Below are 21,260 nucleotides of genomic sequence, written 5' to 3'. Positions count from 1 at the left end.
CGCTAAACCCGCTCCAACCTGAAAAGGTTTTATCATTGTTTTTAGAGAATTGAATAGGGGTGAAAAAATACTATTGAAAAAATCAAAAATACTCCTGTACTGTGGATTCAATTTATCTTTATAAGGCAATAATTTGGAGTATAAAAACAACCCAACAATTAGAATTTGAATAAATATCTTTATAAAATACATTAGGAAACTGCGTATATTAATTGGTTTGCGATTTCTTTAAAAACCAATTCTTCATCGGCATTTATTTTCTTTGCTCCATAAACAGCGACACCATCATTTACAGTCATAAAATTGATTGAAAAAGAAGCCCCATAACATTTATTCCTGCCGCTATACGGAATAGCATGCATTACTTTTATATACATACAATTCTGACGTATAATAACATCATCGATATAAAAATCATCCTGCACGTAATGATTAAGCAAAGTACGTCTTGCGTTTTCAATAGAGAAGCCATTAATTCCGGCAGTTTTATAACAAATGTTTAAACTGTCAATGTTCATGTTTTCTAATTTTTCCTGTGGTGTAAACTCATGAACAACCTCATAAGTTACGTCCCTATAAGAGTTTCTGTTGTCATCGCTCCCGGAGGAGGATTCATTTACTTTTTGAACAATATGTACAATTATACTAATAATCGTGATCAGGGTGCCCAGTACTTCCATACTAAATCACTACTGTTATTTCGCTTGGCGGAGGCGGCAATGTAACACTTTCACCCGTTCCCTGACTTTTATTCCCTTGTTCGATTGTTTCAGAAACCCATTTAAAAAATTGTTTCAATGTAGCACTATCAGCTGATGCCAAATGCACTACATTATCTGTCAGTTCTTTCAAAATAGAATCGTTGGCCATATGTCCGGCTGCACAACCTACAACAGCTCCAAAACTCAGATCTCGTATCTCGGTGATTTTTTCTCTGTAAAACTGAATATCACTAGGTTTCCCATCTGTAAAAACAAATAGTAATGGCTTCCAGTCTCCTTTTTGAGTTGCCGAGCCTTTTATAACATCTGTTTTTACCTTTTTAATCACAAAATCCAAACCTGCTCCTGTATTTGTAGGACCGCTTTGTGGACAGGTGATTTCAGGAAGCTGAAAGTGAACTAACTCTGTTAAGGGTACTATTTCTTTTACTTCACGATCATAAGTTATAATACTAATCCAAAGGGAATCTAAAGCCTGAGGATCTGAGCGCAAAGTGTTAATCATACCACTTAAGGCATTATTTAACGCCTGAATGGGCTCTCCATACATCGAACCGGAAGTATCCAGCAAAAAATAAACAGGTAGTCTTCTCATAACTTTAAAAATGATTTAATAAATGGAATTACTTTACTACTAACATGAGTTTTAGAAATTCACAAGCATACTTAATGCGTATAACTTCTTTTAAAAAAGACGTAATACGAAAAAGTTTATTGAATTAAAACGGCAATATAAACTCTGCCTCGCCGAAATTTAAACTACAATGTTTAGTTCAGACGGAGGCGGAGGCAATTCTTTTAAATTTGTAAATTCTTTACCGAAGTCTTCTACTTTTGTTGAAGTTACTCCAATCGAAGCTGTGACCCATTGAAAAAATTTCCCAATACTGGAACTATCCGCTGTATCCAGACTTACTACATTATCTGTGATCCTTTTTAAAATAGCGGTATCGGCTCCTCCACCAGCTGCACAGGCAATGGTGTAGGCAACTTTTGCTTTTTTAAATTCATTAAGACCACTTTCCCAATTATCGGTTGGAATTCCGTCAGTCATAATAAATACCAATGGTTTCCAGTCCCCTTTTTGTTCTGTTGTTGTTTTGGCAACTTCGGTTTCTATCTTTTGTGCCGCTAATCTCAATGCATCTCCAAAGGCTGTCACTCCGGCTGCTTTAATATCGACCATTTGAAAAGAAGCCAAATCCGTTAATGGGATAATTTGCTGCGCTGTAGTATCGAATGTAATAATACTTAAAAAAGCCGTCTCAATGGCTTGTGGATTTTGTCTTAACGAGCTCACCATCATTTGAACGCCGTTTTTCACAGCTTCAATAGGTTCTCCGGTCATTGAACCGGAAGTATCTAATAATAAGTACACAGGCAGTCTTCTCATAGTAAATGTGATTTATACAGGAATATTATAGATTGGTGCTTCGGTTACTTCACTTCTTTCATTAGAGCTTTCTATACCATTTATAGTATAAGTATTGGTATTTGCTTCAGGGTCATGTTGCATTAAATGGCTCAGAACTGCTTGGGTCAGATCTTTACCTCCTACTACATGATGATATGCCGAACCTATTGTGTAAATCGGTCCCCAGGGAATCCCCCACCAACCAACGATCAGATTCAGAAAAACAAAACCATATGAATACTTAAACGTATTTTCATTCGCCTTAATGAAATAAATATCAGAACTTCTTTTTAGGGTCATTAATATAAACGACACTGTGTACGGGAATACAACAAATTTGCCTCCCTGCTGAACCATGTCTCTAATTTGAGAAACGCTGAGTCCGTCGATATTTTTGATTTGCATTACAGATAAGACTGTACTATTTTGTGAATAGTCTGTCCTAAAAATGTGTCATCGGTAGGATCACCTATTGCGCTGAATTTCCATTCTCCATTACGTTTGTATAATTTCCCCATAATGATAGAACGCTTGTTTACATATTGAGAATCAGCAGAAACATTATAAGAAGCAAATTCTGAAACTACTCTGGTTGGAGTACCTTCATACATTCTGATTTTAGCATACGGAATTTGTGAGAAATCTTCTTTTCCTGCATTATTTAAAAAGAAAAAGATCTGATTTACTTTGGCATCAACTTTAGAAAGATCAACAGTAATAATTTCATTATCTAAACCATCATCTCCACCAGTATCACCTGCAAGGTCATCTCCTGTGTGTTTTAAAGCACCATCAACACTTAACAATTTACCTTTTGGAAGACCAAATTGCTGTAATACTTCGACTCTGTATAAAGGAGAATACAAATGATCGCAAAGTTTATTCTGATCATCAATCAACACACAGCTCAAATCTAAATCAATTTCTACTACGTTTTTTGATAATCCCAGAAATCCTTTTGTTTCAATTGCACCCCAGTTTACACCCACGCAAAAGTTTGTTAATGATTCACCACTTGATTTTCTTAAATCAATTTTTTGTCCTTTAGTTAAGTTAATAGCCATGTTTGTTAATAGTGTTTTAAATTAGTTGTATTTATTTAAATAATCCTGTAAGCCACCTTTCATACCAATACCTACGGCTTCAAACTTCCACTCATTGTTTCTTTTGTAAAGTCTTCCAAACTCGACAGCTGTTTCAATAGAAAAGTCTTCATCAAGCTCGTACTTCACCAATTCAGTATTCGTTTGATCTACAATTCTGATAAATGAATTTCTAATCTGACCAAAATTTTGTCTTCTGGTATCAGCATGGTGAATCGTCACAACAAAGCAAATTTCATTCACATCCGGTGATACTGTAGACAAATCTATCTGAATCTTTTCATCATCTCCGTCTCCTGCTCCGGTCAAATTATCTCCCGTATGTGTTACAGCTCCGTCTGGCGATTTCAAATTATTATAATAAACAAAATGGTTATCATTTGGAATTTTTCCATTAGCACCCACTAAAAAAACGGAAGCATCCAAATCAAATCCTTCTCCTGTGTTACTTGAATTACTATCCCAGCCAAGTCCAACAATAAATTTTGGAGCATCGATACTCTGTCTTTGACCTTTTTCTAAATTAATTGCCATTTTAATTTTCTTTTATTTAATATTAATATTTAACATTGTTTTTAAAATATTGGTTTGCTCATCTACATTTTGAAGCTCTTCTATAAAATCCATTGAGGAAATTTTATTCAGATATTCTCGCAATACACCGTTTACATTTTCAGGAAATGATGTTTTTATTGTACTTAACTCGAATGTTAATGCTGAGTTTTTTTCTTTTAATTGCGTGATAATCTCACCCTTAACTGAATCATTTTTAGCAAGATTAATCTCTTCTACTACTGCATCATCTAAAAAATAAAATGCTTTTTCATTAGCTATAAAAATAAATTTATCATTAGAGTCTCTAAATTCGAATATCTCGATAACTTCATTATTACAAACCAGCCCACACAAAAACTTAATTTTAAATTTCAGGATATTTAGTCTTCCTAAAAGTTTCTTTTCAAATTTTGCATGCTTATTTTCATACAGCTTCTTATTTAAAGAGGCTATTTTCTCATATTCTTCAATTGTGATCTCCCGATAATACTCTAGTTTGACACGGTCTGAAAAACTTGTAATTTCATTCCAACTAAAAAAATCTGAACTTTCATTGACAAACATACTATAGAGTACTTCAATTTTTCCGGACATATTTTGCGCATGTGTCTTTGCTTTTTCAGCAAATCCGGATTCTCCAATTTCTGATTTTAATTTGGTTATGATATCGTCATTGATATAAATCTCATCAGAAATTAAAAGATACTGCTGTTCTTTTGATTTTTTTAATTTTTGAAACAACTCAATAAAACTGCTTGTAAACTGTATATGAAAGAGTTCTAATTTATTTATGTCTAATGTTTTATTGTTTTCAAAAAGAGTGTGAATAATTCTTGTTTTTATTAAAACACCAACAAAATCCTTGTGACTAAAGAAATTGGATAACAATTCTAAAATCACAAGTTTTCTATTACTATCTTTTATTATTTGAACATACCGTTCCTCTTCCTCTTGCATTTAACTGATTTCTGTTCAATTAGCTTATCACTCCTTTTTTTAGTTCAACTTCAAGACTTTGTAATCCGGCATCAAGTTGTCTTCTGGTTTCAGTACCCTGATCGTGAATTTGTTTTACTTCTGTCAACGTATCAATCAATGATTTTGTTGTCATTTTTAAAGTCTCAAGAGATACAACTGTATTTTCATTTTCTTTTGCTACTTCAATACTGTTTTGTTTTAACATTTCAGCATTTTTCTGCAAAATGGTATTTGTTGTTTCAGATACTCTTCGCTGTATTTCGATATTTTGTTTTTGTCTTTGTAACGCAACCGCAAGCGTTAATTGATTCTTCCAAACCGGCATGGTTGTAGTTAGAATTGATTGTGCTTTTTCTGCAATTGAAGTATTGTTATTTTGTACCACACGAATTTGTGCCAAAGACTGCAGCATAATAAAGCGAACAATTTTCATATCGGCCAGACGTTTGTCCAGACGATTAATAAAGTTCCTTTTATCTGAAATTTGATAATCCTGGTATTGAGCCGGATTCCCTTCCATTACGGCAAGTTCTTCACCCAATTCTTTAAATCGAATTTGTCCCGCAATAATGTGTTTTTCCATCTCTTTAATAAGATTCACATTTCCGTCAAACATAGTTTGAAGCGCACTGTTATCTTTTACAGAATTGATCATTCCCGCCTTTACTTTATTACTGATCTTATCAATATTTACAGTAATCTTATCGTATTGCTGGAATAATTTCTTTACATCGGTTACCAATTTGTTCAGAATCGGAATTTTAGACAGGAAACGTTTAAATGGTCCCTGATCCAGCTGATCTACATCAACATAATTTAACTCTGTAAGCAAGTCATTTATCAACGTACCAACTTCACCTGAATTATAAGTTCTAACATTGGTTAAAAAAGTATCACTTTGCTTCGCAATTGAATTCTGGATTTCGGCTCCATAATTCAAGATTGAATTAGTATCATTTTCATTCAACTGATTCGAAATCGATTTGTAACTATTAACTTCCGTTTCAGAAATTGAAGCTAAGTTTACATTTCCATCCTTATCAATTAATGCGGTATTCTCTTGAGTAACTAATTGATTTTCTGACATAATTTTTTATAGATGGTTTTGTTGAATGGTAACTATAGTTTGTTCCAACTTTTTATCATTTGTTGGTGTTCCAATTGCACTAAATTTCCAATCTCCGTTTCTTTTGTAAAAAACACCCAAAACCATAGAAACATTTCCGGCAAAAGAAGCATCATTTGCAACATCATAACGGGCAAATTCCTGACTTACTCTTGTTGGAGTTCCTTCGTAAATTCTGATAGATGCGAAAGGAATGTCTTTAAAATCCTGACCTCTGAAACTATTTATAAAAAATGCAACGTGATTTGCAGCTGGTGATAATTGCGAAAAATCTAAAGTAATCACCTCATTATCCAAACCGTCATCACCATTTAAATCTCCGGTTAAATCATCACCACTGTGCTTGATCGCACGATCGTTTGATATTAATTTTTTGAAATTTACAGAGTCAATATGATTTTTATTGTCATCATAAACAGCGCAACTTGCATCTAAATCTACTGCTTCTTTTTTAGTCCCGAAAAGCCCCTTTTTCTCGATTGCTCCCCAGTTTACACCAACACAAATATTTTGTAATTTAGTACCGTTACTTTTTTCAAGATTGATACGTTGCCCTTTTTCTAAATTAATTGCCATATCTTTTTTTAATTGTATTTATTTAAATAATCTTCTAATCCGCCTTTCATTCCAACGCCAATAGCTTCAAATTTCCATTGCCCGTCTTTGTTGTAAATTCTTCCAAACTCTACAGCCGTTTCTATTGAGAAATCTTCTTCTAACTCATATTTAACCATTTCACTGTTATTGCTGTCATCTACAATACGAATGAAAGAGTTTCTAACCTGACCAAAATTCTGTTTTCTGTTCTCAGCATCATGAATGGTTACAACAACACAAATTTCTTTTACTGCTGAATTGATTTTAGTCAAATCAATTTTTACCTGCTCGTCATCTCCGTCTCCGTCTCCGGTTAAATTATCACCTGTATGTATTACTGCATCATCTGGTGAGGTTAGATTGTTATAGAAAACAAAATGAGAATCTGATATAATTTTTCTGTTATCTCCCAAAATAAATACCGACGCATCAAGATCAAAACCTGATCCTGTACTGCTGCTGTTTGTATCCCATCCTAAACCAATGGTAAATTTAGGTGCATTTATGTTTTCACGTTGTCCTTTTTGTAAATTGATAGCCATAGTTTTAATCTATTTTTATTACATTAATGTTTGATTTATACTCTAGAATCTGATGATAATTGTTGCTTATTGCCAGATGAAATAAGTCATTCGTTTTTTCGATTGAAATATTGTCGGCTAAATACCTAAACTGGTCTTCATTTAAACTTAAAATAAATTTGACGATTCTGGTATTATATTGAAAAGAAGGACTGTTTATAATGTCAACAATATCTTCAACATTTTTAACAGCATAGTAGTTATAATGATTTTCAATTTTAGGATGAATGCCTTTATTCACTAATTCTGCAAAATACACAAAAACAAAATCTCCATTTACATTGTATTGATTTAGAATCTTATTGACAGTATGTTCGTGACTACCGGTAATTTTAATATCATCAACAAAAATGCAAAGCTTTCCATCTATAAAATTACGATCGATATAGTAGGTATCGTTTGAGATTAACTTCACCCTTTCATCAAAATCTAAATTTCCGTAATCTGTAACATAGGTTTGATTTCTGTAGATTTTAGATTCTATACTTGTCTTTTTACCATTTTTGAATAAAAAACTATTCAGCTCTTTTTTAAAATAAGAACACAAAAAATTCGAGGCTGTTGGTATGGATAAGAATGGACTTGGCAGAATAACAATTTCTTGTTCCGACAACAACAATTCTCCAAATTCTGACACGAAACCTTCGAACAAATTTTTTGCAAATTTCTCCGCATACGATTTGTCACCAAATTTAAATTTACTGTATTCCTCTTCTCTAAACGGACAATTATCGCTGTCAAGAATCTTATGTAAGCTGTAACTTTTATTCACTTTTATAATTTTAATAGGTAAGCATCAAATCCAAAACGAATTGCACCACTATAATCGGCAATACTATTGTCTCCAACGTGCAATATCTGTTTTTTTTGTGCGCTTTTAAAGGTATTAATCTCGTCAAAAACCAATTGAAAAATTTCATTGTTTGGTTTTGAAAATCCAACTTCGTCAGAGTAAATCTGAAATTTAAAATAATCTGTCAATTCATAATGTGCCAATAACTTTCTTAAGGTTCTGCCTTTGATAAAGGCTGTGTTACTCAAGATATTTATAGACTTATCTTCATTCGTCATTTCCTGAAATAATTTCTTCGTATCCGGAAAAATCAATTCTGGTTTATACTTTATAAATAAAGCTTCCGTTTCTTCGTAAAACTCACTTAATTTATCCGTTTCAAATTTATTTATATCAACTTCAAGTGCGCTTAAAATTAGGTAATAAAGTTCATACGTATCTATATTCAATCCTGTTTTTTCGTTAATATTATTGCACAGAACATCATAATATCTCACCACCTCATTTACCTTATCGATCGTACTATCGATTTCAAAGAAATCTTTAAACAATAAATTCCTTTCCTTCTTAAACTCGGGGTTGGATTTTATCAATGTAAGCCATAAATCGAACGAGATATGGGAATATTTTTTATAATCTATTTTCAAATGAATACTTTTAAAATGCTTACAGAAATATCTGTTTATTATAATTTACCTATTAGCTTTCTTTCTATTGATTGCGGTTTGCTTCTAAGAACATCTTTATAAATCATTGTAAAGAACAATATCCTTAACCCGATTAACATTTAAAGATCAAACGCTATTTAATTATTTCTCCTGAATAATATTTTTCTAAAAAGAATCCTAAATCGGCTCTGTAGCCAATTCCGGAAGCCTCAAACTTCCATTGCTCATTTCGTTTGTACAATCTTCCAAATTCTACACCGGTCTCGATAGAAAAATCCTCATCTAATTCATACTTGGCAATTTCCTGACCTGTGGCGTCATCTACAATTCGGATATATGAATTTCTTACCTGTCCAAAATTTTGTTTCCTTCTTTCAAAGTCTTCAATGGTCACCACAAAAAGGATTTCTTTAACTTCGGGAGAAACTTTACTCAAATCAACCTTAATCGCTTCGTCATCATCACCATCACTGTTACCACCTGTCGGATCATCCCCAGTATGTTCTAATGCTCCATCCGGAGAGGCAAGATTATTATAAAAAACAAAGTAGTTTTCCCCAAGAAGTTTGCGATCAGAATTGATCATTATCGCCGAAGCATCCAAATCAAAATTATGTCCTGTTCCTTCATTTGGATCCCAACCTAATCCGATAGTAATTCTTGATAAACCAATATCAATTTTTTGTCCTTTCTGTAAATTTATTGCCATTAAAATATCCTTTTAAAAAAAATTAAAACATACAATGATACGAAAAGCAAGCTAAGTAAAAATGAGGGTTCCCGTAAAAGCAGAAATATTTATTAACAAATTGAGTTTTGTTATTAAAAAAAACTCGTCAGACAGTCATAGCCTCGTTTGTGCAAAAAATACAAACTAAAATAGTATATTTGTTCAACTCTTCTTTGTAAGATTAATTTTTGAATATTTTTTTCTCCGAATCGAAAGGTTTTACTCTAAAAGCAAAAAATAATTCTCTATAACTTCAACAAATAACTGAATTGTCATCATGTTAAAAAAAGGATCCAAACTAAACAGTATACTAACAGGAAGCTGCCCCAGATGTCAGAAAGAAAGTATGTATTCAGACCGAAATCCGCTTCATTTGACTAAGGTGCTAAAAATGAACGAAAATTGTAGTCATTGTGGGTTAAGATATCAAATAGAACCGTCATTTTTTTACGGTGCTATGTATGTTAGCTACGGTTTAAATGTTGCAGTAGGCATTGCAGCTTTTATTGTTTCCTTTGTGTTTTTTAAAACCTCTATCGAAGAATCTTTTTTGATTATCGTTATTACTTTAATCCTATTGTTCCCGTTTGTCTTAAGACTTTCCAGAAACCTGTACATCAACATGTTTGTTTCTTACGACCCTAACGCCGGAAAGCAATAAAGTTATTTTCTTTTTTTGTAAAAACGACGAATATCAATTGTTGGATCCAGTGTTTCCTGGTTTTCGATATACTCAAACAGACCTTTGGCCATTGCCGGCCCAAGCATTACACCACGAGTCCCTAACCCATTTAAAATATGCAGGGATTGGTATTGGTTGTGCGTTCCTATAATTGGTCTTCGGTCGCGTACAGTTGGCCTCACTCCGCCAAAATGTGAAACAATTTCAAAATCACAATTGATAATTTCCTCTATACGATCAATTAATTCTGTTTTTCCTTCTTCCGTTGGTGTATCCGTTTTGTCTTTCCAATTGTAAGTTGCACCAACTTTAAACAAATCGTTCCCTAAAGGCAAAATAAACACACTGGTATTTACAATCACATCTAAATCAAGATCAGGTGCTTTGATAACAAAAAGTTCCCCTTTAGTCCCATCTAATGGCAAATCCTGAAAAAACGGATTGGCATGTAATCCGAAACCTTCTGCAAAAATAATATGCTTAGCCTGATATTCTTTATACTGAACAAAATCTTCCTCAATAACCAACATAGCATAGTCAAACGATTCCTGAAGTAATAATTTGTTTTGAAGCAAATATTCGTGGTATTTATCCAATAACAGAGCGGTATCAACATATCCTGTATGCAAAACTTCTCCATAGTCAAACGGAGAATCAATACCATTGTATTTTTTAAAGATTAATTTGGTAGAAAGAAATGGTGCTAAGAGTGGTTTATCCGAAGCCGAGAACCAATTGTTCTGTTCTTCTATAGAGAAAAATTTTCTTAAAATAGGAAGTTTAAAATTCACCTTCGTTTTCAGCTTACCTTCGATGGTCTCATAGAATTCGTCCATTAAAGACAGCTGTTCTTCCGCCTTCCAAACCTCACTAAAACGTTTTAAAATCACCGGATTATACAATCCTCCGGCAACCCTTGATGAATTTTGCGACTCATCATTTATAACTACTATAGACTTATTGTTTTTAAGTGCAATTTCAGCAAATGAAATTCCAGCCAATCCAGATCCGACAATTATATAATCCAACATGTGTAAAAAGGTAAAATAAAAAAACTCTTACCACAAATGTAGTAAGAGTTTTTGGTATAATGTCATTAATAACCTTAGTAGGTCCACATATCTTGTTCGAAGTCCCGAATCTTCTCTTTCACCCTTTCAGATTCCAACAATTGCTTTTGCGCGTTGTCTTTCATGTAATCTTTAATCTCACGATCTCCATAAACATTCTCTTCTTTATAGATAATCGAATTAAAACGTCTCGAATTTAAAATCTGGTCAAATGAAATTGGGCGCGCAGAATTACTATCATTAAATGCTTTTGCCTCATTCAGCACTTCTCTCGCATTGGGAAAGAACACCCAGAACAGCTCAATATAATCTTTCTCGTCGCTATTCATTGTATAAACATCGGGGGTTACAGGACAAATTCCAAGTAAGCGATATTTCAATTCACTCTGACGTTTGTCAAAATACCAGTATCCTTTCAATTTATACTGAGTAACATCTGCTGCTGTTAAATCCTGTTTCAGAATATACTCAGCTGGTACAGTTCTGGTCGGACCAACCGTTTCATCAACATAGGTAACCACTTTTTTCTTACCCGTACCTGTAACAACCTTTTTCTTCACAACACGAGTTTTGTAGTCGTCCGGATACTGATTGATTAACTCTCTACCCGCATCCGTGGTATCGATACGCGATAGTCCGCCCTGAATATCTTTAAGCGATTTTTTAGTATTAAAATAACTGTCGGCATATACTTCAGTGATTCTGCCCGATTTTATTCCTCTGGTCAAAACGTCGTAAAGCGAACGCCTGTCAGAACCAATATTTGCCGTATCTACCGGGAAATACAATGGAAAATTGATTTTTTCATTTAAATCAATAATCTCCCAGGTCGTTTTTCCCATTAAAATATCCCGATCATCTACATAACCGTAGGACAAAGGTTTATCATTGTCTGCAGCAATCTGAGACGCCTTCTTTATCCCAATCTGATCTGCTGTTTTTGCATTCAGTAAATTTGATTGTGCACTAGAACTAAAACTTCCGATAACTCCAACAATAACGATTAAAAACTTTCTTACTTTCATAATGAGATGATTAAAATCTATTGAACGCAAACTTACACTATTTATTGTTCTTTTTCCTACATATAATGAAAAAACCAAATAAGAGCACCATAAAGGTATCCCAAACAGCTTATAAAAGAAATTCCAATCCCTTCGGATTCAGCAATTAATTCTTTTATTAATGGGCAAAAAAAAACTCTTACTACAAATGTAGTAAGAGTTTTTGATATATTGTTATTCAGATACTTAGTAGTTCCACATATCTTGCTCGAAGTTACGAATCTTCTCTTTTACTCTTTCAGATTCTAACAATTGGTTTTGTGCGTTGTCTTTCATGTAATCTTTAATCTCACGATCTCCGTACAAGTTTTCTTCTTTATAAACAACAGCATTAAAACGTCTTGAATTTAAGATCTGATCAAATGAAATTGGAAGTGCAGAGTTATTATCGTTGAATGCTTTTGCTTCGTGTAGCGCCTCTCTGGCGTTAGGGAAGAAAACCCAAAACAACTCAATATAATCTTTTTCGTCACTATTCATAGTGTAAACATCCGGAGTTACTGGACAAATTCCAAGCAAACGATATTTCAATTCGCTTTGACGTTTGTCAAAATACCAGTATCCTTTAATTTTATACTGTGTAACATCTGCAGCAGTTAAGTCTTGTTTCAGGATATACTCAGCTGGTACCGATCTTGTTGGCCCAACAGTTTCATCAACATAAGAAACAACTTTTTTCTTACCTGTACCGGTAACAACTTTTTTCTTCACAACACGTGTTTTGTAGTCGTCCGGATATTGGTTGATTAATTCTCTACCTGCATCTGTTGTATCAATACGAGATAATGCACCCTGAATATCTTTCAAAGATTTTTTAGTATTGAAATAACTGTCGCTGTACACTTCAGTTATTTTGCCGTTTTTAACAGCTTTCGTCAAAACGTCATAAAGTGAACGTCTGTCAGAACCAATATTAGCTGTATCAACCGGAAAGTACATTGGAAAGTTGATTTTTTCATTTAAATCAATAATTTCCCAAGTAGTTTTTCCCATTAAGATATCTCTATCATCTACATAACCGTAAGCCAAAGGCTTATCGTTATCAGAAATAAGTTGCGCAGGAGTCTTAAGTCCTATCTGAGCCGGTGTTTTTGCATTAAGCAAATTCGATTGTGCATAGGAAGAAAAACCTCCAGCGATAGAAACAATAGCTATTAAAAAATTTCTTACTTTCATCATGATATCATTATAAGATATTGAATGTAGTTTTACCTACTTTATTATTGTATTTCGTAAATTACCGGAGCAGTTCTTGGCAATAAATAACTACCAGCTCCAACAAGTTTAGTTTTAATTTCAGAAATAGTAACCTGGTCTCCTTTTCCAGCTCTTGCAAGAACTGATTTACATTGTGCATTTAATCTATTACCATTAACAACAACTGTAGGCTGTCCGGCAATTTTTAAATTAAATCCAACAACATCTAAACCAACTTCAAAATCAAAATCAAGTAATTTAGCACCAATAGTAGCAATCTCTAAGTTAGATTTAGGTCCTTTAACAACACCCATTTCTCCTCTGATTGTTCCTGTTGGTCCAGGAATACCTTTAATTCTGAATGTTTTCTTATCTGTAACTTTATCTCCGTTTGGCAATGTACCAGTAACAGAAATTGTAGCTTCAGTACCTGAACCTGGGTTCATATTATATTTCCCTGGTTTACCAGCTGAAACTAATCCAGGTGCACTTGCAACAATTTTGTTAGCATCAACACCTGCGAATGATACAGAGATTGGGTTAACAACTCCTCTATATACTACATTCATTTTATCAGCAGAGATTGTAGCAGAGTTTGGTCTTGGTACTACAACATATTTTCCGGCAAATTTAAGTGGAATGTTTTTACCATCTTCTAAGAAAGTAAATTGTCCATTAATACTTTGCTCTCCAACACCTCCGGCAGTTAACGAAATAACCGCTTGTCCGTTAACAATTTGTCCAGGACCCTGGAATGAAGTTGGTTTTGTGTTTTCGTCGTAACGTCCTAAAACTACCTTACCAGTAACTTTTTCACCTTGGAAGTAAGCATTTTTGTCTAAAACAACAATTGCCTGATAGTTACTATAAGAAGCAGCAGCAACAGCAGCTTTTCCTAAAGCACGGTTGTAAACGTCAGCTTCAACTTTTTGAACGTCATTTTGCCAAGCTGAAAGTTTTGCAGCAGAAGCAATTGCAGGAAATCCTTTAAAGTGGTATGCCAAATACTTTTCTTTGATACCGTCTTTGTTTTTCACATCAGAAACATCAAATTTTTTCTCTACTTCTGAAATAATATCAGCATATTTTTTGTCTGTACCTAAAGCAGCTTTAATATCTGATTTGTATTTCTCGATTTTAGCGATAATTTCATTCCCTTTTTTAGTATAACCGTCTCCTGTAAACCAGTCGTCGATGTTATCACCTCTGTCCATAGACTCATAAGGCATTTTTCCGGTTTCTTTATCTACTTCAAATCCTTTTACAGCCTGAGTTTTTAAACCTCCGATAAAACTGTAAAAATCTTTTGTTATTGCTTCAACTTTATGGGCAGTTGCAGCAGCAATAGCGAATTCTCCTTTTGCTTCAGCAGCTTTTTGATCCAAAGCTGTTAATAAACCTGCATTTGTAGTAACTGAAGAAGTGTTTGCATCTTCAAATTTTTCATTCATCAAACCAAAAGCAGATATAACTTCTTTTGATACGTTCATTGCTAACATTGCGATGAAAACCAGATACATCAGGTTAATCATCTTCTGTCTAGGGGTTAATTTTCCTCCTGCCATTTTTTCTAATTAGTTCTTATTAATAAATTTAATATAATAGTCAAAAACTAATTATCCTTTGTTACTCATTGCAGAAAGCATACCACCGTAAACACTGTTTAATGAAGCAATGTTTGCAGTCATAGATTGCATTTGTTCTTTTAATTTAGAAGCATTTTCAGCAATTTCGCTGTTTGCTTGTGCATTTCTTGAAGCACTTTCTAATTGTACTTTGTATAAGCTGTTTAATGATTCCATTTGTGCAGCAGCCATAGACATTTCTTCAGCATATTTCTTTTGTCCTGCAATAGAATCTACTGTTGGAGAAATTGCTTTTGCAGCTCCTTCGAAATTTTTGATGCTGTTTCCTAAGCTTGACATTAACTCTCCGTCAATTTTAGCTTCTTTCAACATTGCATCTAATTTTTGAGACAACAATCCTTGGGCATCAGATGTAGTTTCAACTTTGTCAGCTTTTTTTCTAGCCTGACCATTTGCTAACTCAGGGTAAACAAGAGTCCAGTCTAATTCGTCCTCAACTGGTTCGAAAGCAGAAAGAGCAAAGATTACCGCCTCAGTTACCAATCCGATAGATAACATCACAGTTCCAGTTAATGGTCCAATTTCAAAGTGAGTAATTTTGAATAAAGCTCCAATAATTACTACTGCCGCTCCCATACCATAAGCGAAATTCATTGCTTTTTTACTTAATAATGCCATAATACTTTTTTTTAGGTTTTAATTTAAAATAGATTTGATTTGGTTATTGAATTTGATTTTAATTATTTACTTTCTTTTTTTTCCGCTTCCTGTTGCCTGAGTTCCCATGTAATCTTGTACAGTTCTGAAACCAATATAACTTCTTGCAGAATCAGCATATTCGTGATCACGTGTACTTACCTGTAGGAAATAAGCAACGTCTTTCCAAGAACCTCCACGAACAACTTTTCTTTGATTGTTTCCGTCAATTACGTTTGGATTCATTGTAGAAACATATTCGTATGCATTTGGATTATAAGCTGAATCAGTCCACTCAGAAACGTTTCCGGCCATGTTATATAAACCATAACCATTAACTTCGTAAGATTTAGCTTCAACTGTATATAACGCCTCATCGGCAGCATAATCTCCTCTACTTGGTTTGAAGTTTGCTAAGAAACAACCTCTGTCACTCTTAGTGTAAGGACCTCCCCAAGGATAAGTAGCTGATTCCAGACCCCCTCTTGCAGCATACTCCCACTCTGCCTCTGTTGGCAATCTGAAAGAATTTACTAAGTCACGTCCTTTTTTCTTAGATTTAATATAACTGTTTTTGTTCAAAGTTCTCCATGCACAGAATGCTTTTGCCTGTTTCCAGGTTACACCCACTACCGGATAGTCTCCATAAGCTTTATGCCAGAAATAATCATTATGCATTGGCTCATTATAAGAATAAGCAAAATCTTTAATCCAAACTGTTGTATCAGGATATACACTTACTTGTTCGGTTTTAACGAAGTCTTTTCTTTTTCCAACTTTAGCTTTTGCTGCAGCCTGAATGTCCATCCAAGAATAACGGAATTTCAATTTGTTTACATCAATTGTTCTTAAGCCATTGTAAGACTCTTCAATTGGTAAATACATAGAATCCATTACCTCAGTATAGTACTCGTCCGGGTAAGCTTTTGTATCTTTAATTAACTTAACTTTTTTGTTTAATTTTCTACCTGCATACGGATCATCTTTCGTTCCTACGCTATAGTAGTTATCATACATATATTTATCATAAGCCGTCATTTTCTCCGGATCTGAATCATTAAATGCATAATCAGCAATACTGCCGCCTTTTTTACCTTTAGAGTCTCCAGCAGGTTTTTGCCCGGTCATATCAGCCAAGATTGCTAAACGAACTCTCATTGTAGAATCTTTTACCCACTCTACAAATTGACGGTACTCACTATTGGTGATCTCAGTTTCATCCATATAAAATGCACGAACTGTTACCGTTCTAGTAGGAGCATCCTCCACATTAGCTAAATCAGCATCTGATTTACCCATAATAAAAGATCCACCAGGAACTAATGCCATTCCATAAGGCTTCTCAGGATGCCATTTACCTCCTGTAACACCAACTAACTCACCTTTGTCACCTGACTTACCACAGCCAATTACCAGTGTTAACATTGTTGCAAATGCAATAAACTTCTTCATATAAATTTGGGATTATCTATTCATTATTATAAGTCCGTAAACGTATTTATTATTTATCTAAAAAACAATACTAGTTGCGAAATTTATTTTACCGTTCAAAAATAATGTTAAATAAAATAAAAAAAAAATATTTCATCGATAAACTAACACAAAAAATCGACGTAAAACGCATTTTTAAAAGCCTTGCGTTTATTTTCCTACTAATATCATTTAACAGTATTCTTAAAGTACTAAAAAATTAAGATTTCTGCTGAAATTTCATTTTATAACGCATTTTTTCGTTGTGCTTTCCACCATCTTTCCGGCAATTCCTGATTGCAAGCAGAAAGATACTCGTCGTATGAACACGGTAATAACGTATTTCTTTTTAATTTATTGTGGCCATTTGATTCGAACGGAATTTCGATCCACCAACGGTCCGTTTTGTCACTTTTATAAAAAATCAACTCTTCATCTTCCAGAGGAACAATATATTTTAAATACGTTGCTCTACTACCAAAAGGGTATTCCTTCGATCGGTAGTGATATCCTTCGATAAAATACCACACTATTTGTGCAATAATAGCCGATTCTGGTGCTGTACTATTATGATTAAAAATTCCAAAGCAGGAAACTTTATCACTAATTCCGGCATATCTGGCCAATGAACATATTTCTTTTCCGTTGAAACCGTTTGGCTCAAATGAAATCATGTTTCCTGAAGCTGATGATTTTACCGAATTCAAATCAATACTAACCAAATCAGCATCCCTGAAAACAGGCTCCGCCAATGCGATATTATTTGAAATTTCCCCCAAACGATACGCATCAAAGAATAGCTTTTCGATCAGATCAATTTCTTCCTGTGAATTGTAATAGGTTTGATAACCTATATTACAGTAGTTAAAAAGATTGTTAGGTTCATCGATAATAATTTGGGTCAAATAAGAATTAGCCGAAACCGTTTCGTTTTCTTTACCAAAATCAAACTTATTATCCACTGCAACCATGTTTACCATTTGCTCCAAATCATCATAAGCACGATACAAAGCATAAGTCAAATCCTGTGAACCCCCAACGACTATAGGAATTACTTTATTCTTTATTAAGGCAGAAGTCACTTTTTTCAAAGCAAAATAAGTATCCGCAACAGAATCACCAGCGAGAATATCTCCCAAATCCGCAATCGAAGCATCCCAGTTACCAGGAAACATGCTATAAAGTCTTTTACGAACCGCATTCAAATTAACCACATTCACAGCATCATCATTGCGACGGTCTTCCAAGACACCAATGATTGCAATAGTTATTTTGCTAATATCCGGAAACTGATCTTGAGTATGCAAAACTATTTTACTACCCAGCTCTTGTGAAGACAACGAACTAATGAATTTTAAAATCCCTTCGTTAACCGGTTCTAAAAAATCAAATTCCATTCTTTATTTCTTTTTTGCAGCCGGTTTTTTAGCCGGAGCTTTCTTTGCAGTTGTTGTTTTTTTAGCCGGTGTCTTTTTAGCCGGTGTTTTTTTTGCAATCATTTCCTGAACTTCGGCCAATGTTAATTTTGTAGCATCAACATCTTTACTCAATTCAATTTTGATTTTCCCCTTTGTAATCACAGAGCGACCCCAACGGGCTTTTTCAACCAAAATTCCTTCTTCTTCCCAATTATGAAGTACTTTATCGATATTCTTTTGCAATTTATCTTCAATCAATTCTTCAATATCTGCCTGAGATAAATTATCAAAATTATATTTCTTACTCACATTTACAAAAAGACCATTCCATTTGATAAACGGACCAAAACGACCAACTCCTTTTTGAACCGACTCTCCTTTATACACCGCAATTGGCGCATCAGCAAGTGCTTTTTCATCGATCAATTCCTGAGCTCTCTCTTTAGAAAGACTTAGAGGATCTTCTCCTCTTGGTAACGAAATAAAAACACTTCCGTGACGTACATAAGGACCATAACGACCATTATTTACTTCAACTTCTTCTCCTTTATACTCTCCTAAACTTTTAGGAAGTAAAAACAAATTCAAAGCATCTTCCAGTGTAATACTTCCAATATTCTGATCTGCCATTAAGCTGGCAAACTTTTTATCCTCATCATCCGCTTCTCCAATCTGAGCCATTGGACCAAATTTTCCTAAACGAACTGAAACTTGTCTTCCGTCAGCATCTTTTCCTAAAATTCTCTCCCCACTTTCACGTTCAGCATTAGCCTCAACTTCTTTTACATTTGGGTGAAATTTATTGTAAAACTCCTGCATCATGGTAGCCCAATCGATATTTCCTTCAGCAATTTCATCAAAATCCTGTTCTACTTTTGCTGTAAAATTATAATCCAGAATGTTTCCGAAATTTTTCACTAAGAAATCAGTAACAATTGTTCCGATATCTGTTGGAACTAATTTCCCTTTGTCCGAACCTGTATTTTCTTTCAACAGTTTCTCTCCAACTTTACTATTTTGCAATGTCAATTGGGTATAATTACGCTCCTGACCTTCCAGGGTTCCCTTTTCAACATAATTTCTGTTAATGATGGTAGAAATTGTTGGTGCATAGGTAGACGGGCGTCCAATTCCTAATTCCTCTAATTTTTTTACCAAGGAAGCTTCTGTATAACGTGCCGGAGGTCTTGAATATCTTTCGGTTGCAGTAATATAGTTGTTCGCTAATTTTTCGTTTACTTTTAAGGCCGGTAACATTCCTTCCTGTTCTTCTTCATCATCATCGTGTCCTTCCAGGTACACTTTTAAGAATCCTTCAAAAAGTAAAACTTCTCCGGAAGCTGTAAAAATTTCATCGTGATTGTTCGCCTCGATTTTTACATTTGTTCTTTCCAATTGCGCATCACTCATTTGTGAAGCCAGGGTTCTCTTCCAGATCAAATCATACAAACGAGCCTGATCACGATCGATGTTCACAGTGTGACGTGACATATCAGTAGGGCGAATAGCCTCATGCGCCTCTTGTGCTCCTTTATTTTTGTTCGCAAAAGTTCTCGGCTTAGAAAATTCTTTTCCGTATGATTTTATAATTTCAGCTTCAGCAGCATTCATCGCTTCAGTAGAAAGGTTCACACTATCGGTTCTCATATAAGTGATCAATCCGGCTTCGTACAAACGTTGTGCTAACTGCATGGTGATTCCAACCGGTAAATACAATTTTCTTGCTGCTTCCTGTTGCAGCGTTGAAGTTGTAAAAGGTGCTGTTGGTGATTTTTTGGTAGGTTTAGTTTCTAAATCGGCTACCTGATATTGAGATCCGATGTTTTTATTTAAAAAATCTTCGGCTTCTTTTTTAGTATTGAAGTTCTTTGGCAATTTCGCTTTAAAAGCTTTACCAGCCTCATTTACAAATTCTGCAACAATAGAATAAGTTGCAACTGCATTAAAGTTTTGAATTTCACGTTCACGCTCTACAATCAAACGTACAGAAACAGATTGTACACGACCTGCAGATAAACCTCCTTTAATTTTCCTCCACAATACCGGAGACAATTCGTAACCTACCAAACGATCCAAAACACGACGTGCCTGTTGTGCGTTTACCAGATTATAATCAATTTCTCTCGGATTATCGATTGCTTTAAGAATTGCAGTCTTAGTAATTTCGTGAAAAACAATTCTTTTCGTTTTTTTAGTATCTAGTTTCAATTCTTCCGCCAGGTGCCATGAAATAGCCTCCCCCTCGCGGTCCTCATCGCTCGCTAACCAAACCATTTCGGCATTCTTAGATAGTGTTTTCAGTTTACTTACCAGGGCTTTTTTATCCGGAGAAACTTCATATTTAGGTTTAAAACCATTCTCAACATCCACCCCTATTTCCTTTGATGGTAAGTCGGCTATGTGCCCATAACTTGACTCTACCTGAAAATCACTTCCCAAAAATTTCTCTATCGTTTTCGCCTTTGCAGGTGACTCCACTATTACTAAATTCTTTGCCATTGCTCTATTTTTCTGCAACAAAAGTATCTATTTTTTTTAAATATCTGCCCCGCGAACTCATTTTTGAGTTATTTTAGTATTATGTTTCCTAAAATTGCAGATTTATCTGTAATCTCTCTTCATACATATATAGGTGTAGATTTTATATTGTTGATTTGAGATTTTAGATTGTAGATTTCAGATTTCAGATCACAAAGTACAGCTCACAACTCACAGGTCACATCCCACAAATTACAAAATCATAAATCTAAAATCTTTTCTCTGCCATCTTGTCAGATTCACGGCATTTACCTTATCTTTGCACTTTGAAA

The 21,260-nt window shown here is 34.3% G+C and carries 22 protein-coding genes; 1 reads left to right on the top strand and 21 read right to left on the bottom strand.

What is annotated here, in order from left to right; genetic code table 11:
• Positions 1–191 precede the first annotated feature (191 nt).
• The 13 genes from FLA105534_RS19260 to FLA105534_RS19200 all read right to left on the bottom strand — a co-directional run bounded on the left by FLA105534_RS19260 (position 192) and on the right by FLA105534_RS19200 (position 9,246).
• Positions 192–680 carry a hypothetical protein gene (locus tag FLA105534_RS19260; protein WP_173967711.1) on the bottom strand — a complete coding sequence of 163 codons (489 nt, stop codon included), beginning with the start codon at positions 678–680 and terminating at the stop codon, positions 192–194.
• Position 681: 1 nt separating this feature from the next.
• Complete coding sequence (locus tag FLA105534_RS19255) at positions 682–1,317, bottom strand: vWA domain-containing protein (protein WP_173967710.1); 636 nt, start codon at positions 1,315–1,317, stop codon at positions 682–684.
• 159 nt (positions 1,318–1,476) lie between these two features.
• The gene (locus FLA105534_RS19250; RefSeq protein ID WP_017496975.1) at positions 1,477–2,115 is read right to left on the bottom strand and encodes a vWA domain-containing protein; all 639 of its coding nucleotides are present in this window, start codon (positions 2,113–2,115) and stop codon (positions 1,477–1,479) included.
• Positions 2,116–2,127: 12 nt separating this feature from the next.
• Complete coding sequence (locus FLA105534_RS19245; protein WP_173967709.1) at positions 2,128–2,541, bottom strand: hypothetical protein; 414 nt, start codon at positions 2,539–2,541, stop codon at positions 2,128–2,130.
• Positions 2,541–3,200: a TerD family protein gene (locus FLA105534_RS19240; RefSeq protein ID WP_173967708.1), complete on the bottom strand. Its 660-nt coding sequence runs from the start codon at positions 3,198–3,200 to the stop codon at positions 2,541–2,543. Before FLA105534_RS19240 ends, FLA105534_RS19245 begins: the two co-directional genes overlap by 1 nt.
• A gap of 21 nt (positions 3,201–3,221) precedes the next feature.
• Positions 3,222–3,773 (bottom strand): TerD family protein, encoded by a 552-nt coding sequence (locus FLA105534_RS19235; RefSeq protein WP_017496978.1) that lies wholly within the window; start codon positions 3,771–3,773, stop codon positions 3,222–3,224.
• 12 nt (positions 3,774–3,785) lie between these two features.
• The gene (locus FLA105534_RS19230) at positions 3,786–4,751 is read right to left on the bottom strand and encodes a hypothetical protein (protein WP_173967707.1); all 966 of its coding nucleotides are present in this window, start codon (positions 4,749–4,751) and stop codon (positions 3,786–3,788) included.
• A 19-nt stretch (positions 4,752–4,770) separates the two neighbouring features.
• Positions 4,771–5,859, bottom strand: a complete 1,089-nt coding sequence (locus FLA105534_RS19225; RefSeq protein WP_173967706.1) for a toxic anion resistance protein — start codon at positions 5,857–5,859, stop codon at positions 4,771–4,773.
• Between the two features lie 6 nt (positions 5,860–5,865).
• On the bottom strand, positions 5,866–6,474 hold the full coding sequence (locus FLA105534_RS19220; protein ID WP_173967705.1) for a TerD family protein: 609 nt from the start codon (positions 6,472–6,474) through the stop codon (positions 5,866–5,868).
• An 8-nt stretch (positions 6,475–6,482) separates the two neighbouring features.
• The gene (locus FLA105534_RS19215) at positions 6,483–7,037 is read right to left on the bottom strand and encodes a TerD family protein (protein ID WP_017496982.1); all 555 of its coding nucleotides are present in this window, start codon (positions 7,035–7,037) and stop codon (positions 6,483–6,485) included.
• Between the two features lie 4 nt (positions 7,038–7,041).
• The gene (locus FLA105534_RS19210; protein WP_173967704.1) at positions 7,042–7,848 is read right to left on the bottom strand and encodes a phosphoribosyltransferase family protein; all 807 of its coding nucleotides are present in this window, start codon (positions 7,846–7,848) and stop codon (positions 7,042–7,044) included.
• Positions 7,849–7,850: 2 nt separating this feature from the next.
• The gene (locus tag FLA105534_RS19205; protein WP_173967703.1) at positions 7,851–8,516 is read right to left on the bottom strand and encodes an HAD family hydrolase; all 666 of its coding nucleotides are present in this window, start codon (positions 8,514–8,516) and stop codon (positions 7,851–7,853) included.
• Between the two features lie 154 nt (positions 8,517–8,670).
• On the bottom strand, positions 8,671–9,246 hold the full coding sequence (locus FLA105534_RS19200) for a TerD family protein (protein WP_173967702.1): 576 nt from the start codon (positions 9,244–9,246) through the stop codon (positions 8,671–8,673).
• A 298-nt stretch (positions 9,247–9,544) separates the two neighbouring features.
• Here FLA105534_RS19200 and FLA105534_RS19195 point away from each other — a divergent pair, with 298 nt between their 5' ends.
• On the top strand, positions 9,545–9,928 hold the full coding sequence (locus FLA105534_RS19195; protein ID WP_173967701.1) for a DUF983 domain-containing protein: 384 nt from the start codon (positions 9,545–9,547) through the stop codon (positions 9,926–9,928).
• A gap of 2 nt (positions 9,929–9,930) precedes the next feature.
• On the opposite strand, the gene FLA105534_RS19190 is transcribed toward FLA105534_RS19195, so the two are convergent.
• The 8 genes from FLA105534_RS19190 to topA form a co-directional block, all read right to left on the bottom strand.
• Positions 9,931–10,980: an NAD(P)/FAD-dependent oxidoreductase gene (locus FLA105534_RS19190; RefSeq protein WP_173967700.1), complete on the bottom strand. Its 1,050-nt coding sequence runs from the start codon at positions 10,978–10,980 to the stop codon at positions 9,931–9,933.
• Between the two features lie 74 nt (positions 10,981–11,054).
• Positions 11,055–12,044, bottom strand: a complete 990-nt coding sequence (porN, locus tag FLA105534_RS19185; protein ID WP_173967699.1) for a type IX secretion system ring subunit PorN/GldN — start codon at positions 12,042–12,044, stop codon at positions 11,055–11,057.
• A gap of 225 nt (positions 12,045–12,269) precedes the next feature.
• Entirely contained in the window at positions 12,270–13,259 is a 990-nt protein-coding gene (gene porN, locus FLA105534_RS19180; RefSeq protein WP_173967719.1) for a type IX secretion system ring subunit PorN/GldN, read from the bottom strand.
• A gap of 44 nt (positions 13,260–13,303) precedes the next feature.
• A complete protein-coding gene (gene porM / locus FLA105534_RS19175) occupies positions 13,304–14,845 on the bottom strand; it encodes a type IX secretion system motor protein PorM/GldM (protein WP_173967698.1) in 1,542 nt (513 codons plus the stop codon).
• A 51-nt stretch (positions 14,846–14,896) separates the two neighbouring features.
• Positions 14,897–15,544 (bottom strand): type IX secretion system motor protein PorL/GldL, encoded by a 648-nt coding sequence (porL, locus tag FLA105534_RS19170; RefSeq protein WP_173967697.1) that lies wholly within the window; start codon positions 15,542–15,544, stop codon positions 14,897–14,899.
• A gap of 66 nt (positions 15,545–15,610) precedes the next feature.
• The gene (gene porK / locus FLA105534_RS19165) at positions 15,611–17,014 is read right to left on the bottom strand and encodes a T9SS ring complex lipoprotein PorK/GldK (RefSeq protein WP_173967696.1); all 1,404 of its coding nucleotides are present in this window, start codon (positions 17,012–17,014) and stop codon (positions 15,611–15,613) included.
• A gap of 263 nt (positions 17,015–17,277) precedes the next feature.
• Entirely contained in the window at positions 17,278–18,429 is a 1,152-nt protein-coding gene (locus FLA105534_RS19160) for a formimidoylglutamase (RefSeq protein WP_173967695.1), read from the bottom strand.
• Positions 18,430–18,432: 3 nt separating this feature from the next.
• Positions 18,433–20,949 (bottom strand): type I DNA topoisomerase, encoded by a 2,517-nt coding sequence (topA, locus tag FLA105534_RS19155; protein ID WP_173967694.1) that lies wholly within the window; start codon positions 20,947–20,949, stop codon positions 18,433–18,435.
• Positions 20,950–21,260 lie beyond the last annotated feature (311 nt).

It is taken from the genome of Flavobacterium collinsii (genome assembly GCF_902804485.1).
GTDB classification, from domain to species: Bacteria; Bacteroidota; Bacteroidia; order Flavobacteriales; family Flavobacteriaceae; genus Flavobacterium; species Flavobacterium collinsii.
The sequence above is the reverse complement of the archived record's forward strand: the minus strand, read 5'-3'. Positions and strand labels throughout refer to the sequence as shown.

Excerpts from the sequence above, each read along its gene's own strand:
- FLA105534_RS19260 (WP_173967711.1), bottom strand. The coding sequence starts at position 680 with ATGGAAGTACTGGGCACCCTGATCACGATTATTAGTATAATTGTACAT.
- FLA105534_RS19255 (WP_173967710.1), bottom strand. The coding sequence starts at position 1,317 with ATGAGAAGACTACCTGTTTATTTTTTGCTGGATACTTCCGGTTCGATG.
- FLA105534_RS19250 (WP_017496975.1), bottom strand. The coding sequence starts at position 2,115 with ATGAGAAGACTGCCTGTGTACTTATTATTAGATACTTCCGGTTCAATG.
- FLA105534_RS19245 (WP_173967709.1), bottom strand. The coding sequence starts at position 2,541 with ATGCAAATCAAAAATATCGACGGACTCAGCGTTTCTCAAATTAGAGAC.
- FLA105534_RS19240 (WP_173967708.1), bottom strand. The coding sequence starts at position 3,200 with ATGGCTATTAACTTAACTAAAGGACAAAAAATTGATTTAAGAAAATCA.
- FLA105534_RS19235 (WP_017496978.1), bottom strand. The coding sequence starts at position 3,773 with ATGGCAATTAATTTAGAAAAAGGTCAAAGACAGAGTATCGATGCTCCA.
- FLA105534_RS19230 (WP_173967707.1), bottom strand. The coding sequence starts at position 4,751 with ATGCAAGAGGAAGAGGAACGGTATGTTCAAATAATAAAAGATAGTAAT.
- FLA105534_RS19225 (WP_173967706.1), bottom strand. The coding sequence starts at position 5,859 with ATGTCAGAAAATCAATTAGTTACTCAAGAGAATACCGCATTAATTGAT.
- FLA105534_RS19220 (WP_173967705.1), bottom strand. The coding sequence starts at position 6,474 with ATGGCAATTAATTTAGAAAAAGGGCAACGTATCAATCTTGAAAAAAGT.
- FLA105534_RS19215 (WP_017496982.1), bottom strand. The coding sequence starts at position 7,037 with ATGGCTATCAATTTACAAAAAGGACAACGTGAAAACATAAATGCACCT.
- FLA105534_RS19200 (WP_173967702.1), bottom strand. The coding sequence starts at position 9,246 with ATGGCAATAAATTTACAGAAAGGACAAAAAATTGATATTGGTTTATCA.
- FLA105534_RS19195 (WP_173967701.1), top strand. The coding sequence starts at position 9,545 with ATGTTAAAAAAAGGATCCAAACTAAACAGTATACTAACAGGAAGCTGC.
- FLA105534_RS19190 (WP_173967700.1), bottom strand. The coding sequence starts at position 10,980 with ATGTTGGATTATATAATTGTCGGATCTGGATTGGCTGGAATTTCATTT.
- porN (WP_173967699.1), bottom strand. The coding sequence starts at position 12,044 with ATGAAAGTAAGAAAGTTTTTAATCGTTATTGTTGGAGTTATCGGAAGT.
- porN (WP_173967719.1), bottom strand. The coding sequence starts at position 13,259 with ATGAAAGTAAGAAATTTTTTAATAGCTATTGTTTCTATCGCTGGAGGT.
- porM (WP_173967698.1), bottom strand. The coding sequence starts at position 14,845 with ATGGCAGGAGGAAAATTAACCCCTAGACAGAAGATGATTAACCTGATG.
- porL (WP_173967697.1), bottom strand. The coding sequence starts at position 15,544 with ATGGCATTATTAAGTAAAAAAGCAATGAATTTCGCTTATGGTATGGGA.
- porK (WP_173967696.1), bottom strand. The coding sequence starts at position 17,014 with ATGAAGAAGTTTATTGCATTTGCAACAATGTTAACACTGGTAATTGGC.
- FLA105534_RS19160 (WP_173967695.1), bottom strand. The coding sequence starts at position 18,429 with ATGGAATTTGATTTTTTAGAACCGGTTAACGAAGGGATTTTAAAATTC.
- topA (WP_173967694.1), bottom strand. The coding sequence starts at position 20,949 with ATGGCAAAGAATTTAGTAATAGTGGAGTCACCTGCAAAGGCGAAAACG.